This is a genomic window from Anabaena sp. PCC 7108, assembly GCF_000332135.1.
Taxonomy (GTDB): Bacteria; Cyanobacteriota; Cyanobacteriia; order Cyanobacteriales; family Nostocaceae; genus Anabaena.
This window is the reverse complement of sequence record NZ_KB235896.1, coordinates 5,158,819-5,176,185: the sequence shown is the minus strand read 5'-3', so window position 1 is coordinate 5,176,185 and position 17,367 is coordinate 5,158,819. Positions and strand designations below refer to the sequence as shown.

Sequence of the window (17,367 nt, the reverse complement as noted above, 5' to 3'; positions counted from 1 at the left end):
AATTAATATGAAGCTGCATAGAATAATTGTAGCTTGCTTCCCGAAGGGTACGCCGATTCACGCAGATAAACGCTGATAAAGACAGATAAATCAATGGATTTAAGAATTATGTGCAACCTCACATAAAATTGGTACAACCCAATTAAGATGTAGCTACATAAAGTAAAATCATCGGCACAATTACCACAGATAGATACAGATAGATACATTAATGTGTTTAATTCTATATTACTGCGGCAAAATTTTGATTTTACTCCCAAGTTGCAAATTTTTGCCAGCTTCTGATGTAGGTACTTTGGTATTCACACTCAACCGATAAAAATGATTAAATCGGGAAGCAGCTATCCACGAGGGCATAGTTGCTTGACGTTTTTGCACAAATATTTTTTGAAAGTTCGGGTAAACTGCGCCTAAGTAAGAATTGCGAGTGGGGACTAGACAACGTTGACAAGGGTTCACCCCAAAAAAAAGCACATCTCCCACTTGAAAAGAGACTGTTTCTCCCTCAGCAGCAAATAACCTATCTTCCCAAAACGCGGGTACACCATCAATTTCTATATTGGCACGCATCCGGCGACGCATTTCATCTACACTCAAGTCAGGGAACCAAGAAGCTACTTCTATCAAAGTTGCTGTACTTATCACAGTTGCACCTGGTGACTCTGTGTCGTCAGGAAAACCCATCTTGGTGTTTTGCTTCAATGTGACAGCAAACCCAAAAAAATCGCTTAAAGTTGCTTCTAGCCTTTTCTGTTCTTGATCAAGATGAAAAACTTGTGGTGAATTGCTACCGGGGATTTGTAGGTGAACAACTCTGTTTTCTAGAGAAAATTTTGCCCGTAATGAATGTATTTTAGCATGGCGTTTGCCATTAACAAACCTGTTTTGTTCGTCAAAGATGGCAAACTCACGATCATACTGAAGTGCGCCACTAGGTAAAACCGTCGCTGTTTTTACTTCCACACCATCCAATGACTTAATTGGATAAAGTAATATTTTTGCTAAGTGTGACATTAAAATAATTCGTAATTCGTAATTAATAGGACTTACGCAAGTGTCACACTAAAAATCTGTTGTAGGGTGCTTTACTACTGCATAAATCCTGCAAATAAACAGATTGTTGATATCTGACGTGGTTGGTGAGCTTGCCGAACCACACCCTACCAATGTGCCAGTTGCGTAAGTCCTGCCAATTTTAGCACAAATGCCACGGGGATTAAAATCCCTCGTGTCGCTCATATCTCAGTACTAAAGCCACTGAGTTTTACGCTTACCGGATGTTTTTATAATTATCACATTCACCGCCATAGTGAAAGGCTATGGCGGAAGTATCTATCTATATTTACGGTTTTGCGGATGGGTATAAGGGCGACTTATCGAGAGTTCCAATATGATTTAGAGGCCAGAAACGAACTATGGCACGACCAATAATATTTTTCTGAGGAACTAGACCCCAACAACGTCCATCATAACTACTACCACGATTATCACCTAATACCAAGTATGAATCAGGAGGAATGGTTTGAGGTGTAGCTAAGTAAGGCGGTTGCTGACCTGATGTGCAAACATCAGTAACTGTAGCCTGAGAAGAGGATAGGTAATTATTTTCCTGGAGAGCTTTGTTGTTAATATAGACTTTGCCATCTTTGATTTCTACTTTTTCTCCAGGTAAGCCGATGATACGTTTAATGAAGGCATCCTGGTATTGTTCTTTTTTTAGTTCCTCTGTTGGTGAAAATACTACTATATCTCCTCGTTCTGGCTTAGTAAATTTATACTTCACCTTATCGACAATAATCTTGTCTGCTTCCCACTGGTTTGGTGTACCATGCAGGGTTGGTTCCATTGAACCAGAAGGAATCCAACGTGCTTCGGCCACAAAGGTACGAATTCCCAAAGCGAGAAATACACTCAAGATAATCGTTTTACCTAGCTCTACGATCCAGGAATTATCAGGTTGTTGGCTAGAGTTGTTATCAGACACTTGATTTTGCATGAAATTACTTAATTTTAAGGGTAACAGTCAATTACTTAACTCATCGAGGGAGACTTTATTTATTAATCTTAACTAGAGAAGCTTGTTTTCCTAACAAGATGACATGGAGACAAAAAGATTTATAAATACAGCAGAATTCAGGAGTTAGGAGTCACAAGTAAAATTCCCTTGATACCTGATTTTTTGTGGAAAGTTTGTACGTCCTGCAACCTGTAATCTGCTGTATGAAAATAAACTTTTTTTAACACGCATTGCAAATTGACTACTGCGAGGGCAAATGTGTTTACCTTAAAAAGAAAGTTATCTATCATCTATAAAGCTCTTTACTTAACGCTGGTAAATCCATGTCATCTCCAAAAAGTTTACTAATTCGCCAAGCACGCTTGATTCTACCCAATGGTGAGTTGATGATTGGGGATGTGCTGACTCGTGGGGGGCAGATAGTTGAGGTAGCTGCAAAAATAGCTCCTACGACACCCATCCAAGAGATTGACGCACAAGGGTTAACTTTGTTGCCAGGAGTGATTGATCCGCAGGTGCATTTCCGGGAACCCGGACTGGAATACAAGGAAGATTTGTTTACTGCTAGTTGTGCTTGCGCGAAAGGAGGTGTGACTTCCTTTCTAGAAATGCCGAATACAAGACCTTTGACTGTTACACAGCAGGCTTTAGATGACAAACTAGAACGCGCCTCAAATAAGTGCTTGGTTAATTATGGCTTTTTTATTGGCGCTACGGCTGAGAATTTACCTGATTTACTTTTGGCAAAGCCGACACCGGGAATTAAAATTTTTATGGGGTCGATGCACGGTGACTTGCTGCTGGACGAAGAGGAGGCACTAGAGGCGATTTTTGCCCAAGGTAAGCGCTTGATTGCTGTTCATGCGGAAGATCAACAGAGAATCAAGCAACGTCGTCAAGAATTTGCTGGGATTGATAATCCGGCGGTGCATTCTCAAATTCAAGATAATCAGGCTGCACTATTAGCAACGCAATTGGCCTTAAAACTTTCTAAAAAATACCAACGTCGATTACATATTCTGCATATGTCAACGGCAGAAGAAGCCGAGTTATTGCGTCAGGATAAACCAACTTGGGTAACAGCGGAAGTAACTCCACAACATTTGTTGTTGAATACCAGTGCTTATGAAAAGATTGGGACTTTGGCGCAGATGAATCCACCATTGCGATCGCGCCACGATAATGAAATACTCTGGCAAGCTTTAAAAGATGGGGTAATTGATTTTATTGCCACTGACCATGCACCACATACCTTAGAAGAAAAGGCGCAAACTTACCCTAACACCCCTTCGGGAATGCCCGGTGTAGAAACTTCCCTACCTTTAATGTTAACTGAGGCCATGGCAGGACGGTGTACTGTTGCCCAAGTTGTCAATTGGATGTCTAAGGCTGTAGCTGTAGCTTATGGTATTCCTAATAAGGGAGAAATTACCCCTGGTTACGATGCTGATTTAGTGCTGGTAGATTTAAACAATTATCGCCCAGTTAAGCGAGAAGAACTTTTAAGCAAGTGTGGTTGGAGTCCTTTTGAGGGGTGGAACCTGACCGGTTGGCCTGTCACAACCATTGTCGGTGGTGAAATTGTCTATGACAAAGGCCAAGTAAATACGCAAATTCGCGGTCAGGCTTTAACTTTCTCGTAAGAAATTTATCTGACAATTAACTGTAGTAATTTCTGCTTGACGAGTGCCTTCTTGCCCATAAATTAAACGCACAATCAGATAACTATCGGGCTTGTAGGGCATTCGTTCTGCCCACTCAATAGCGACAATTCCTGGTGTTACTTCCATCCCTTCCCAGTAGCTTTCCAAGTTCAAACCTGTCACTTCTTGAGGTTCTAGGCGATATAAATCCAGATGATAAAGGGGGATGCGTCCTTCTGTGTATTCATTAATCAAGGTAAAAGTAGGACTAACAATCGAGTCAGTGATACCCAATCCTTGACCTATACCTTGGACTAAGGTAGTTTTACCAGCACCTAAATCACCTTCTAGTAAGATCACACTTCCAGCAGCTAAGGTTTCCCCCAGGCTAATACCTAACTGCTGTGTGGCCTCTGTATCAGCAAGAAAAATTTTAGTCATTGGTGATTGGTGATTGGTGATTGGTCATTGGTGATTGGTGATTGGTGATTGGTGATTGGTGATTGGTCATTGGAGAAAAACCAATACCCGTGTCCCCGCGTCTCTCCGCGTCACCCCATCTCCCCATCTCCCCATCTCTCCATCACTTCCCATGCTGCGCTCCACTGTACCATTTCAATAAAACCTTAGCTAGTTTTTGTGGGTCGTGGCGGACAAAACCGGTTTCGTCTTCATACAAGATGTTAGAGGGGACAATTCGTCGTCCTAGCTTGGTGACTGCTTCCCTGTCTAAAAAAACGGGATGAGAATTTTGTTGGGCATAGCGAATGAGGGCTTGGGCAGAAGGGGTTTTTTTATGAACTAGTACTGCATCAAAAAGCCTTCTGTTACCGCAAGCGGCATCAATAGCTTGAATATGTTCAGCAACTGTGTAGCCATCTGTTTCTCCCGGTTGGGTCATGATATTACAGATATAGATGCGGGGAATAGTTGTAGCTGCGATCGCATCGGCAATTTCTGGAACTAACATATTAGGTATTAAGCTCGTGTAAAGACTACCCGGTCCAATAATAATGTAATCAGCTTCTTTAATTGCCTTAATTGCTGAGGGTAAAGCTGGCGGATTTTCAGGAATACAGCCAATTTTTACAATTTTTCCCCCTGCTTTGGGAATGCTAGACTCACCCTCAATGCGACGGCCATCTGCCAATTCTGCCCAGAGGCGTACATCGCTAAGAGTGGCAGGTAAAACTTGTCCTCTGACAGCCAGCACTTTGGAACTAGCAGCAACTGCCCTTTCTAAATCTCCAGTAATATCAGTCATGGCAGTTAAAAACAAATTACCAAAACTGTGTCCAGTTAATCCGTCCCCTGCCCGAAAGCGATATTGAAACAATTCTGTTAATAACTTTTCTTCATCTGCTAGTGCAGCCAAACAGTTACGAATATCTCCAGGAGGTAAAACGCCAAATTCTTGACGTAAACGCCCAGAAGAACCACCGTCATCAGCTACGGTAACAATAGCGGTAATATTAGCACTGTAGGTTTTTAAGCCTCTAAGTAAAGTCGAAAGTCCAGTACCACCACCAATTACTACAATTTTTGGACCCCGGTACAAACGGCGATGGGCTAATAGTACATCTATCAGTTCTTCCTCATCGCCTTCTGGTCTCAATACTTCAGTAATTGAACTTACAGTACGGGATTGACCCCAAAGTACTAATAACACGCCGCACAGCAATACAAAAGGTCCGCTGATGTAGTTGGGTAAAATGTTAGCGAGGAATCCCAAAAACCCCTTCAGCAACTCTATCGCCCAAAAAATTGGGGTTAGCTTAATCCAAATAGCCAACCCCAAACTTGCCAAGAAAACTCCCCCAACACTGATTAGTAACCAGCGTTTCACCGATAGTCCGGGAGATAACCACTTAAACCACTGGTTAACTCGATGGGAGGTGCGACTATGCGACTGTAGTTGTAGGGCGTTGAGGGCTTGTCTAAGAAAACCGATTGACATACCTAATAGGGAACAGTGGGACAAACAATGTTTAACAGAAACTCTACACCACCTGCCTTGAAGACCAAGCCTGGAAGCATGATATTTTTTAATTCCTTTATATTTGGAGCAAGTAATTAAAGATATCAGTATTTACAGTTGTACTAGTGTGGTTTTTGAGATTTTGGCTTGATAATACTCATTGTGGCAATTTTTCATCAATGAGTAATAATACCATTTCTGATGATTACGTATTAAACAACACCCGGTTGACTGAAAGTAGATTTTATGAAAAAGCGAATTTTAGGAATAGATCCAGGACTAGCAACTGTCGGATTTGGGGCAATTAATTGGCAACGAAGTCAAGGTAAAATACAAGACACAACAGTACAGATGGTAGATTTTGGGGTAATTCGTACTTCAGCAGATGATAATATGGTACAGCGCTTATGTATTTTATTTGACGATTTACATATGCTAATGGAGGAGTTGCAACCTGATTTGGTGGCAATTGAAAAATTATTCTTCTATCGTATGGCAAATACTATTGTTGTTGCACAGGCTAGGGGTGTGCTGATGTTAGTTTTGGGACAACGTAAGCTTCCTTATGTGGAATTTGCTCCTCCGCAAATTAAACAAGCTTTAACAAATTATGGTAAAGCGGATAAGGCAGAAGTCCAAGATGCTGTGATGCGGGAGTTGGATTTAGATGAGATTCCTAAGCCTGATGATGCGGCAGATGCTTTAGCGGTGGCGTTAACGGCTTCGTTTCAGTTGTAATATTCCTGCTATTTGCCATTACCAATCAAAATTAGACCTGTCAATCAATAATAAACCTCTGACATTATTGTTTATGTGATATGTTAAAAAGCTTTAGTTTTTATGTATTTTTGGGTATTCCTTATGATCGCAAATAATACCCTATCCTTGTAACTCTGACTTGTATCTAAAATGAAGGTAGTAGCGCACCATAACATTAATTAATTCTGCAAGAGGTCTAATTTGGGGCAAACAGTACCTACTCCTTAAGGCATAATTTTAAACATAGTTTAATGCTTTCTTTAACTTTTGTTAAGTTTATTTTAACTATAAAGTATCAACTTTGTTTAAGGCTGTGATTCCATCAGGAAAGTATTCCTTAAATTCAGAGGTAGTATGACTTTTTTAACCCCCATATTGAACCGTGTAGTGACTTTTTCAGTGCTAACAGGGGCTGTAGCACTTAGTCCTGTTTTAACAGCAACTGCTCAAGCTGAAACACTCAATGGTGCAGGAGCAACTTTTCCGGCTCCTCTTTACGAACGTTATGCTCGTGAAGTTAAAAAGAAACATCCTGAATTAAAAATTAACTACCAAGCAATTGGTAGTGGTGGTGGAATTCGTCAGACCATTGCTGGAACCGTTGATTTTGGTGCTAGTGATGCGGCTATGAAAGATGATGAAATCGCCAAAGTTAAAAAAGGTGTCATTTTAGTACCTACAGCAGGTGGTGCTGTTTCTGTTGTTTACAATTTACCCGGCGTTAGCAAACTGAGATTGTCTCGCAAAACCCTCCCAGAAATTTTTTCTGGACAAATCACCAAATGGGACGACGCAAAAATTAAAGCTGATAATCCCGGTGTAAATTTACCAAATCAACCCATTAAATTTGTAGTTCGTGCTGATGGAAGTGGGACAACTTTCATTTTTACTAACCATTTGAGTGCTATTAGTGGTTATTTCAAGGGAAGAATTGGTGCTAATACTGCTCCCAAATGGACTTTAAAAAACGTTCTCAAAGGTAAGGGTAATCCTGGTGTAGCGGCTTTAGTATCCCGTACTCCTGGATCTATTGGTTATGTTGAATATGACTACGCTACTAAAAACAACTTAAAATCAGCAGAATTACAAAACAAGAAAGGAGAATTTGTGGCTCCTTCTTTGCAAGCTGCTAACTCTGCGTTATCTACAGTGACTTTTCCCAGTAACTATCGCGTTTTTGTCGGAGATCCTGGACAGGGTTATCCTATTGTTGGTCTGACTTGGATGATGGTTTACAATCAGTATTCTACTCCTGCTAAAGCTGAAGCTATTAAGAAATGGATTAATTGGGTACTCAAAGATGGTCAACAATTTAATGATGACCTAAATTACACCAAAATTCCTAATGATGTTGTCAACCGTGTGCTACAGACAGTAAATAGCACCGTTAAGTAATTTGTAATATCTCTGCTGACTTCGTTTGAGTAGAGTGAGGATTACTCACTCTACTGGCATTAAAATATGATGATTTTTTTTGTAAAATATGACTAATTTATTTGAACCAAGCGATAACAATTCACGTAATTTAAGCAGTGAAAATGTAAATTTAACAGCTACTGGCGGCGCTGGTTTCCAATTTGACCAAGGATTTACGTTTTTAGTTTATTTGTTTGCTACCATCACTGTAGCAATATTATTTGTAATGACTTGGGTAATTTTTAAAGAAGCTCGACCAGCAATTGCTAAGTTTGGATTCGGTTTTTTGTGGGGTCAAGATTGGGATACAGGTAATCAGATATTTGGTGCCTTACCTTATATATATGGAACTATAGTCAGCAGTGCGATCGCTATTTTCTTAACTGTGCCTATAGGTATATCAGTAGCCTTGGTAACAAGTGAAGACTTTTTACCAGATGTGGTCAAAAATATTATTGCTTTTGTAGTCGAATTAATTGCTGCTATCCCTAGTGTCATTATTGGCTTATGGGGAATTTTTGTGTTTATTCCCATTTTAGAACCTCTAGAAACATGGTTAAGTATAATTTTAAAGTTTATACCTCTATTTAATACCCAAGCTCCAGCAGGAAATAATATGTTGACTGCGGGAATAATTCTTTCCATCATGATTTTGCCAACAATGGCAGCGATTTCTCGTGATGTCTTGATGGTTATTCCTAAAGAATTACGTAGCGCATCTATGGCTTTAGGTAGCACCCGTTGGGAGACAATTTTTCGCGTTTTACTACCAGCAGGATTTTCGGGTATGGTGAGTGCAGCAATGCTGGCTTTGGGACGCGCACTCGGTGAGACAATGGCAGTAACAATGGTGATTGGGAATTCTCCTCAAATCAGCATATCTTTACTTGATCCAGCTTATACAATTCCCGCCGTTTTAGCTAATGAATTTGCTGAAGCTGAACCAGGATTACACATTGGAGCATTAAGCTATTTAGGCTTGATTTTGTTTGCCTTAACTCTATTAGTTAATATTGGTGCTGTGCTGTTAGTGCAATGGGTAGGCAATAAAAATAAATAGGAAATAAACACTCTATCATTGTTGAAAATCACAAATACAAACTTGATATGAATGAATATCTAAATTCCGAAATAGATAACTCTCTAGCCGAAAAATTACTCGATCCTTTGACAAACCAACGGCGTTTATTTACTTATGTAATGAATGCAGTTTCTTTTGGATTGAGTTTATTAGCATTCTTTCCTTTGTTATCAATTTTATGGGAAATTATGGAACGGGGACTATCTGGTTTAAGACCAGATATGTTTTTCAAGCCATTAATTGAAAACGGGTTTGCCAATGCCATCTTGGGTACTATACTCATGGTAGGTATTGGTGCAATGTTGAGCATTCCTGTAGGGATAATGACAGGCATCTTTTTAGCAGAATTTGGACGCACTAATCAAATTACTAATTTTGTTCGTTTCATTAACTCTATCCTCACAGGTGTTCCCTCAATCGTTGTAGGTATGTTTGCTTATGGAGTGGTTGTTCTAGCTACTAAACAGTTTAGCGCTTTTGCTGGAGGCTTTGCTTTAGCTGTGATCATGCTCCCAGTTATTGTATTGACAACAGAGGAAGCTTTAAAACTGATTCCCATTCAGCAACGCCTGGCTTCTGCTGCTTTAGGGGGAACTCGCTTCCAAACTACGTTTCGGATTGTTCTGGCTGCGGCTATACCGGGTATTACTACAGGTATTTCCTTAGCAATTGCTCGCGCTGCTGGTGAAACAGCACCACTAATTTTTACTGCTTTATTTAGTCAAAATTGGTCAGATGGATTACTGAGTCCTACGGCTTCCCTACCAGTATTAATTTTTAACCTCTACAATAACCCTGATCCAAAAATCAACCAATTAGTGTGGACTACCTCTATAATCTTACTGAGTTTATCTTTATTTTTCAGCCTTGTTTCCCGCTTATTGAGTAGCAAAAGCAGGTTAAAGTAAAAAATTTGTTTTCCAGACCAAGCATTCATGTACCAAGTATGAGTAACCTAGTTCCAGCGATCAAAGTCAAAAATCTCAGTTTTTACTACGGAAATTCTAAAGCTATTGAAGGGATATCACTAGATATCTGTAAGAACCAAGTCACTGCAATTATTGGTCCTAGTGGTTGCGGTAAATCTACTTTTATTAAAACCCTCAATCGCATTAGTGAATTAGAAGGTAAGGTAAAAGTTGAGGGAAGTATAGAGTTTTTTGGGCAAAATATTTATGATCCTCGTATCAATATAAATAGCCTACGTCGAGAAATTGGCATGGTGTTTCAAAAACCCAATCCTTTCCCAATTAGCATTTATGAAAATGTCGCCTATGGTGTGAGAATAGCAGGTAGGTGTCCGAAAGCAGAATTAGATGAAATTGTTGAATCTGCTCTTAAAGGTGCGGCGCTTTGGAATGAGGTAAAAGATAAATTAGATAAATCTGCACTAGGGCTTTCTGGTGGACAACAGCAGCGTCTTTGTATAGCCCGTGCTTTAGCTGTAAAACCAAAAGTTTTGTTAATGGATGAACCTTGTTCAGCCCTTGACCCTATTGCTACATTGAAAGTTGAGGAACTAATTCACGGATTGAAGTCTGAGTTAACGATCGCAATTGTTACCCATAATATGCAACAAGCAACCCGTGTCTCTGATTTCACAGCTTTCTTTAGCACCGATGAAAGTCGTATTGGCCAGATGGTAGAATTTGGCTCTACAGGTCAAATTTTTCGTAACCCTCTAGATAACCGTACCCGTGATTATGTGGCTGGGCGTTTCGGTTAATTCTTTTTTGGATTTGAGATTTTGGTTGGATAACGTTAGGACTTACGCACACCTGAAGGAAAAACGAACCACAGAGGCACAGAGTTCACAGAGAAAAGAGGCTTTGAGAGATATTTTGCGTAAGTCCTGAAGGTGTTGATACTCGTTACTCACTACTCAGCACTGTTCCAGTGACACACAAAGGTTTAAAATTAGCCAATATGTGTTTTGGGCGATTTTTAGCCTGTGTACCACAATCCAAAATCCAAAATTCCTATGACTCATTCTACAGATATTGCCTCTTTAGCGCGGTGGATGGCAGCTGATTTTAGCAACCAGTCCCAAGTTTTTGAGAATCCGGCTTTTTTTGCCCATATTCGTGTATGTATGCGTCCTCTTCCTTACTCACTTCTATCAGGGGTAAGTTTGTTTGTAGAACAGGCTTATGATTATATGCTCAATGACCCTTATAGATTACGGGTATTGAAGTTGACGGCAACAAATGAAAACATCCAGATTGAAAATTACACTGTCAAAAACGAAAAAGACTTTTACGGTGCATCCCGTGATTTACCACGTTTGAGTAAGTTGACGAGCGATCGCTTAGAGAAGCTCTCTGGCTGTAACATGATTGTCGAGTGGACTGGTAGCAACTTCAAAGGTACAGTCGAACCAGGAAAGGGCTGTATCGTTGTCCGCAAGGGGCAAACAACCTATTTGGATAGTGATTTTGAAATTGATGGTGAAAAATTTATCAGCCGCGACAGAGGACGAAATCCCGATACAGATGAACAAGTTTGGGGTTCTGTTGCTGGACCGTTTTACTTTGTCCGCTGGGGTAATTTTGCTGATGAAGTCAAATTAACTCCTGATGCTTGAATCAAAATAGGACAGGCTTCTGTCCTATCCAATCATGGATTAGCGCAAATTTTCAAAAAACTTTTGATTAGATGATGCAATTTCGGCTAATTTCTGCTAATGTAGGTAGTTGTGAGTGTGGCGACATAGCCAAGTGGTAAGGCAGAGGTCTGCAAAACCTCCATCCCCCGGTTCAAATCCGGGTGTCGCCTTTTTAATAAAATCAGCCAAAACCAAGCGATTCAAGCTTTTAGGTAATTATTTAAGGGACGTGTATAGTTATAGATTGAACTAGAACTGGTGTTAATTCCTGGTTGTAGTTTTATTGTGGGTTCACTCAATCTTAGTCTACCGAAGTGAAAGTCGTACGCCCAGATTTAAACTGAGAAGGGCGGGGAATAATATCCCCACTCGACTCAACCTTTTAGATAATTACTAGAAATTGAAAAAACTTATCTATCTCATTTCTGGATTACTTTTTTGGTTTATCTTTAGATTTGTGAGAGCCAAAGCTGTAGACCATTGCTATTTTTACAAGATCAAAATAAGCAAGATGATTATTTTCATTCACAATAGCTAAAGATATTGATCCCATAACTAACATGACTAAAATTGGTGACAGTATTTCACCTTTGATGCCATTGCCATTATCTGACATGATATCACCTCCTGTAATTTAAAGCCTTTAACTCAGAAAAAAAACCACAGTTAATATCTCAAGCAGATATGTAAGTTAGATTAACTCCAAGATTCCCAAATCATAGTGATTGAAAACAAGCAGAATAGCAAGATAGCAACCCGCGAAAAAGAGACAAAAACACCGAAAGATAGCAAAGTTTCAGCAATTGTGGATGCACCACAAACATGAAATACAATAAAAGCCATCGCAAAACCGAATATAGTTAATAGAAAATACTTCAATCCTCTTCCAGTCAAAGTCAACAGCAGGTTTTGGTTATCTTTGCGATTAGTTTTCATACTTTTCTCCTGTCTTTATCAAAGTTGAACAAGAAATTTTTAATTCTGTTTATTGCTGTGCATAGAATTGTCTAAGGAATAGAAAAACCTACGCAAAAACCCGGCGTGTAAAAATACACTACCGGCTTGTAAACTTCTCATTTATCAAAAGCCAAATGTCTTCAGAAAATTAGATATTGAATTGTGTGAATGACTTCATTAAGCTACCAGTCTTCATAACCTGTAGATAGCTGTGGTAATGGGGAGCATTATTTTTTATTTTGGTAGTGCCTACAAGCTATCCAAGTTTCGAGAATTTGGTCGTGTAGTTGTTGGATTTCTTCCAATTCTTGTTGACTCAAAGTGTAACGGTGGCTAATATGACCACTTAGCTCTATTATAGTTTCGTATTTCCCCTTTTTACTAGAGATCGTTAACTGACCGTGTTGAGTTTCCGACAAAGTTTCAATCAATAGAATAATTAGGTGCGAAAAGACCGATGGTAACTCAACTGCATACAATTGTTTAGGTTTGGCTAAAATTTCTGGGGATTGTTCTCCTATCTTTAAGACACTTTTGATAGTATTAGAACTCCTGATAAAGTCTGGCAGTCCTAAAAAACTGGTCATATTAGTTACCCCCTAATATTAGCTGTTGACTTGAGACTTATCTGTATATCTCACATAGAGGTATATGTATATAAGATAATCACACCAGCAGTAAAAATGCAAGGTATTAGGAAAATTTTTTTCAAAAAATCCGATTATGTTAACTTATGTATACTTTTCGCTAAAATTTGTCTCACATAGATATAAAAAGTTATACTTGTGATGGGTTTTTATACAAACATCTTTAAGTCAGATGATTTGAGCGGAGTAAAGTATATTTTTATTGTTGAGATAAAAATATATGAAAATCAGCGACTCCTATCCTGTAAGGATCTTGTGTCATTTCAGCTATCCCTAGAGTCGTTAAAAAATTATCAACCCTTTTTGGTGCAAGGGTTGTAATGTCATGAAACCTAAAAATAAGAATTGCTTGAGAAGGACATTGTTAGAAACTGGAATAGCAAAGCTATATCAGTTATAAAGGATACTTTAAAATAAATAAAGCCTAGAACAGTTGCAAAGCAAGGATTTTCATCTGTGTATTTTCTCACAAATGGTTTCTGCTTGTCTTAGCAACGAGCAAAATAATTGTGTCGTTACTGTAAAGTTTAGAAAAATGCTAAATAAAGCTCTTTTTAAACTTGATATTCATGCTATAAAAAATATTCTCACATACAGATAACTCAAATATATGATATGGAGCTTAGATCAAATGAAGAGCGCAGATAATATGCCTCTGCTTCCTGATGATTTCATTATAGAAGTGGCCAACAGACACAACGTCACCAAAACCGAGTTAGAGGCATTACTTTTAGCATTAAAAAATCACTCTGGTGCCGAAATTGCATTAAGACTGAATATTTCTCAACCAGCGGTGAGAAAAAGATTAGGGGAAAGCTACCGTAAATTAGGTATAGAAGGGAGTGGTAATAAAAAAATTTATAACTTGAAACAGAAACTATTTGCTCAGTACCAAGGTATTGATAAAAATATAATTTCCTCAAAAGAAGATTGGGGTGAAGCTGTTGATGTAGAAGGTTTTCGGGGTCGATATGAAGAAATTTTAGACCTAGAGGAATGGATAGTTGGTAATGATTCCTTGCGGTGTCGATTAGTAGCGGTGTTGGGTATGGGAGGAATCGGTAAGACTGTAATTGCTGCCAAAGTTGCTAAACAAATTCAGCCAAAGTTTGATTATTTGATTTGGAGATCGCTCCGCAATGCACCACCATTAGCAGAAATTCTCAGTCAACTTTTACGATTTTTATCTTCTAATCATGCTGAAAATTACTCAGCAGTTAGTGAAAACAACAAAATACTTTTACTAATTGATATTTTAAGAAAACATAGATGCCTAGTCATTTTAGATAATGTCGAATCAGTGCTACGTAGTGGGGGAGAAAACCCTCAAGTATGGGCTGGTGAATATCAATCTGGATATGAAAACTATGGCTACTTATTTAAAAAAGTGGCAGAAGCATCACATAACAGTTGTTTATTACTCACTAGTCGGGAAAAACCAAAAGAAGTTGCCGCCCTAGAAGGTAAAAACCTGCCAGTGAAAGTTTTACAGTTAAATAGCGTTCATTTAGATGCTGCTAGGGAAATTTTGCGAGATAAAGGATGCATTTGTGATGATAAACAATTACAAAAATTAGTTAACAGATATTCTGGCAACCCTTTAGCTTTAAAAATAGTTGCCACTACAGTTTATGATTTATTCAGCAATAACATTACAGAATTTCTTGGAGAGATTGAAGAATCAAGTGCTGCTTATGGAGATATTTGCACGCTTTTAGAAACTCAGTTTAACCGCTTGTCAGAATTAGAAAAAAAGGTCATGTATCGACTGGCATTACGTCGTGAATATCTTTCTCTGGCACAGCTAAAAAATGACTTAAAAACCACAGAAGCAGACCCCAAAATATTGGAAGTTATTGAATCATTGTTACGGCGATCGCTAATTGAAAAAGAAGCAAATACTAGTAAATTTGGGCAGCAGTCTGTGGTGATGGAATATATTAATGATCGCTACATTGAACAGGCAAATTATGACATTAGTGAAAAAAAACTGGAGTTTATTAATACCCATCCTTTAATCCAAGCAATATCCCTTGATTATATCCGGCAAATACAAGAACGACTGATACTAGAGCCTGTTAAGAAAAGACTTATCAAAGCTTCTGATACAGCCACACAACTAGAATCTCATTTACGGCAATTGATCAGGAATTTACAGCAGAAATCACCGCCAACTCAAGGTTATGCAGTTGGCAACTTAATTAATCTACTACGACAACTTCAGATAGATAAATCCCAAAGTAATTCCCAGATTGATTTAAGTGGACGCGATTTTTCAGGTTTGACCATCTGGCAAGCTTATCTCAAAGATGTGAACTTAAAAAACACCAGCTTTGCTAATGCTGATTTAACTGGTTCTGTCTTTAGAGAAACAATGTCTAGTATCGTCTCCGTCAGATTTAGTCCTGATGGTAAAAAATTTGCTACAGGTTTAATGAGCGGAGAAATCAGATTATGGCGTACTTCTGATACTAAACAACTTCGTATTTATAAAGGTCATACTACCTGGGTTTGGAGTTTAGCCTTTAGTCCAGATAATAAAACCCTCGCTAGTGGTAGTGCTGACCATACCATTAAACTCTGGAATGTAGAAACAGGTGAATGTCTACATACCCTGAAAGAACATACCAATAAAGTTTATTCAGTAGCATTTAGTCCCGATGGTTCTCTCTTAGCCAGTGCTAGTGAAGACGAAACTATTAAAATCTGGAATAGGCTCACAGGATTTTGTCAGCAAACACTTGCTGATCATCATGGTTGGGTGTTGTCTATTACCTTCCAACCATCTACAACTACTAACATTACTCCTTTACTTGCCAGTGGTAGTGCTGACAGCAAAATTAAGCTGTGGGATATCAACACAGGAGAATGTCTGAAAACCTTAAATGGTCATAGTAGTGATGTTCACTCTGTAGCCTTTAGTCCTGATGGACAAACACTAGCTAGTGGTAGTGCCGACCGAAACCTGAGACTATGGGATGTAACGACAGGTAAATGTAGGCAAATATTAGAGGGACATAGTAGGAAAGTCTATTCTGTCAAATTTAGTCCCAATGGGCAAATCTTAGCCAGTTCCGGTGAAGACAGAACCATTAAACTTTGGGATATCCCACGGGGTGAATGTCTCAAAACCTTACAAGGTCATTATAGCCAAGTGTGGGCGATCGCTTTTAGTCCTGATGGTAGCACTCTCATCAGTTGCAGTGATGACCAAACAGCCAGATTATGGGACGTAAAAACTGGTAATCAGCTGAATGTATTGCAAGGGTATACCCGTGATGTATATTCAGTAAAATTTAGTCCCGATAGTAAGATATTGGCTAGTGGTCGGGATGACCACAACATTGGGCTGTGGAATTTACAAACAAAAGAATGCCACGTTTTTATGGAACATCAAGGACGGATTCGCTCTGTCGCTTTCCATCCCAATGGACAAATACTTGCTAGTGGTAGTGCTGACAATACTATTAAACTCTGGGACATTAGAGATATTCGTCATAGCAAATGTATTAAAACTCTCACAGGACACGGTAACTGGGTATGGACAGTTGCTTTTAGTCCTGATGGACAAACCTTAGTCAGTAGTAGCGAAGACCGCAGTATTCGCATCTGGGACACCTCTAGCGGTAAGTGTCTGAAAAAAATCAAAGCACATAGCCATTGGGTGTGGACAGTTGCGTTTCATCCTGATGGTAATACTCTGGCAAGTGGTGGTGCTGACGGTCAAATTAAACTTTGGGATGTCGCAACTGGAGAGTGTATCCAAACTTTTACAGACCATCAAGACATGATTTGGTCAGTAGCTTTTAGTGCTGATGGGCAAAAATTAGCCAGTGGAAGCGAAGACCAAACGGTGAAGTTGTGGAATCTTCACACAGGTGAATGTGTTCAAACCTTCACAGGGCATAATAAACCAGTTTACTCAGTGGCATTTAGTCCCAATCAGGATATTTTAGCCAGTGCTGGCGCTGATACCACTGTCATGCTATGGCAAGTGAATACAGGTGATTGTGTGGAAGTTCTCACACTGGGACATACAGCAGCAATTCGTTGTCTAGCTTTTAGCACTGATGGCAAGTTATTGGCTAGTGGCAGCGAAGATGAAAATATTCAGCTGTGGGATATGCAAACTTGTAGTCGATTGGAGTCACTTAAATCTGACCGCATCTATGAACGCATGGATATTAGCGGGACTACAGGTTTGACCGATGCTGAAAGAGCTTCTTTAAAAATGTTGGGTGCTGTTGATTAATAAATACATTGC

At 39.2% G+C, this 17,367-nt stretch carries 15 protein-coding genes and 1 tRNA gene; 9 read left to right on the top strand and 7 right to left on the bottom strand.

Annotated features, from left to right (window positions below; all coding sequences use genetic code 11):
* Positions 1-228: 228 nt before the first annotated feature.
* Both ANA7108_RS0124165 and lepB read right to left on the bottom strand, forming a co-directional pair.
* A complete protein-coding gene (locus ANA7108_RS0124165) occupies positions 229-1,014 on the bottom strand; it encodes an MOSC domain-containing protein (RefSeq protein WP_016953415.1) in 786 nt (261 codons plus the stop codon).
* Positions 1,015-1,342: 328 nt separating this feature from the next.
* On the bottom strand, positions 1,343-1,996 hold the full coding sequence (gene lepB / locus ANA7108_RS0124160) for a signal peptidase I (RefSeq protein ID WP_016953414.1): 654 nt from the start codon (positions 1,994-1,996) through the stop codon (positions 1,343-1,345).
* Between the two features lie 344 nt (positions 1,997-2,340).
* Between lepB and ANA7108_RS0124155 the strand changes: the two genes are divergently transcribed.
* Complete coding sequence (locus ANA7108_RS0124155) at positions 2,341-3,660, top strand: dihydroorotase (RefSeq protein ID WP_016953413.1); 1,320 nt, start codon at positions 2,341-2,343, stop codon at positions 3,658-3,660.
* Here ANA7108_RS0124155 and ANA7108_RS0124150 read toward each other — a convergent pair.
* Both ANA7108_RS0124150 and yvcK read right to left on the bottom strand, forming a co-directional pair.
* Entirely contained in the window at positions 3,646-4,101 is a 456-nt protein-coding gene (locus ANA7108_RS0124150) for a bifunctional alanine racemase/tRNA (adenosine(37)-N6)-threonylcarbamoyltransferase complex ATPase subunit type 1 TsaE (RefSeq protein ID WP_016953412.1), read from the bottom strand. The genes ANA7108_RS0124155 and ANA7108_RS0124150 overlap by 15 nt on opposite strands.
* A gap of 142 nt (positions 4,102-4,243) precedes the next feature.
* Positions 4,244-5,617 (bottom strand): gluconeogenesis factor YvcK family protein, encoded by a 1,374-nt coding sequence (gene yvcK, locus ANA7108_RS0124145; RefSeq protein WP_016953410.1) that lies wholly within the window; start codon positions 5,615-5,617, stop codon positions 4,244-4,246.
* A gap of 267 nt (positions 5,618-5,884) precedes the next feature.
* Here yvcK and ruvC point away from each other — a divergent pair, with 267 nt between their 5' ends.
* From ruvC to ANA7108_RS0124110, 7 genes are all read left to right on the top strand, one after another.
* Positions 5,885-6,376, top strand: coding sequence for a crossover junction endodeoxyribonuclease RuvC (ruvC, locus tag ANA7108_RS0124140; RefSeq protein WP_016953409.1), 492 nt, complete (start codon positions 5,885-5,887; stop codon positions 6,374-6,376).
* 375 nt (positions 6,377-6,751) lie between these two features.
* Positions 6,752-7,792: a phosphate ABC transporter substrate-binding protein PstS gene (gene pstS / locus ANA7108_RS0124135; protein ID WP_016953408.1), complete on the top strand. Its 1,041-nt coding sequence runs from the start codon at positions 6,752-6,754 to the stop codon at positions 7,790-7,792.
* Between the two features lie 88 nt (positions 7,793-7,880).
* A complete protein-coding gene (gene pstC, locus ANA7108_RS0124130) occupies positions 7,881-8,873 on the top strand; it encodes a phosphate ABC transporter permease subunit PstC (RefSeq protein ID WP_016953407.1) in 993 nt (330 codons plus the stop codon).
* A gap of 47 nt (positions 8,874-8,920) precedes the next feature.
* Entirely contained in the window at positions 8,921-9,802 is an 882-nt protein-coding gene (gene pstA, locus ANA7108_RS0124125) for a phosphate ABC transporter permease PstA (protein ID WP_016953406.1), read from the top strand.
* Between the two features lie 38 nt (positions 9,803-9,840).
* Positions 9,841-10,620, top strand: coding sequence for a phosphate ABC transporter ATP-binding protein PstB (pstB, locus tag ANA7108_RS0124120; protein ID WP_016953405.1), 780 nt, complete (start codon positions 9,841-9,843; stop codon positions 10,618-10,620).
* A gap of 255 nt (positions 10,621-10,875) precedes the next feature.
* Entirely contained in the window at positions 10,876-11,478 is a 603-nt protein-coding gene (locus ANA7108_RS0124115) for a chromophore lyase CpcT/CpeT (protein WP_016953404.1), read from the top strand.
* Between the two features lie 119 nt (positions 11,479-11,597).
* Positions 11,598-11,669, top strand: a tRNA-Cys gene (locus ANA7108_RS0124110).
* A gap of 260 nt (positions 11,670-11,929) precedes the next feature.
* Here the strand turns inward: ANA7108_RS0124110 and ANA7108_RS0124105 are convergent.
* From ANA7108_RS0124105 to ANA7108_RS0124095, 3 genes are all read right to left on the bottom strand, one after another.
* Entirely contained in the window at positions 11,930-12,115 is a 186-nt protein-coding gene (locus ANA7108_RS0124105; protein WP_016953403.1) for a hypothetical protein, read from the bottom strand.
* A gap of 80 nt (positions 12,116-12,195) precedes the next feature.
* Positions 12,196-12,435, bottom strand: coding sequence for a hypothetical protein (locus tag ANA7108_RS0124100; protein WP_016953402.1), 240 nt, complete (start codon positions 12,433-12,435; stop codon positions 12,196-12,198).
* A gap of 248 nt (positions 12,436-12,683) precedes the next feature.
* Complete coding sequence (locus ANA7108_RS0124095; RefSeq protein ID WP_016953401.1) at positions 12,684-13,043, bottom strand: hypothetical protein; 360 nt, start codon at positions 13,041-13,043, stop codon at positions 12,684-12,686.
* Between the two features lie 691 nt (positions 13,044-13,734).
* Here ANA7108_RS0124095 and ANA7108_RS0124090 point away from each other — a divergent pair.
* A complete protein-coding gene (locus tag ANA7108_RS0124090) occupies positions 13,735-17,355 on the top strand; it encodes an NB-ARC domain-containing protein (RefSeq protein ID WP_026104422.1) in 3,621 nt (1,206 codons plus the stop codon).
* Positions 17,356-17,367: the final 12 nt, after the last annotated feature.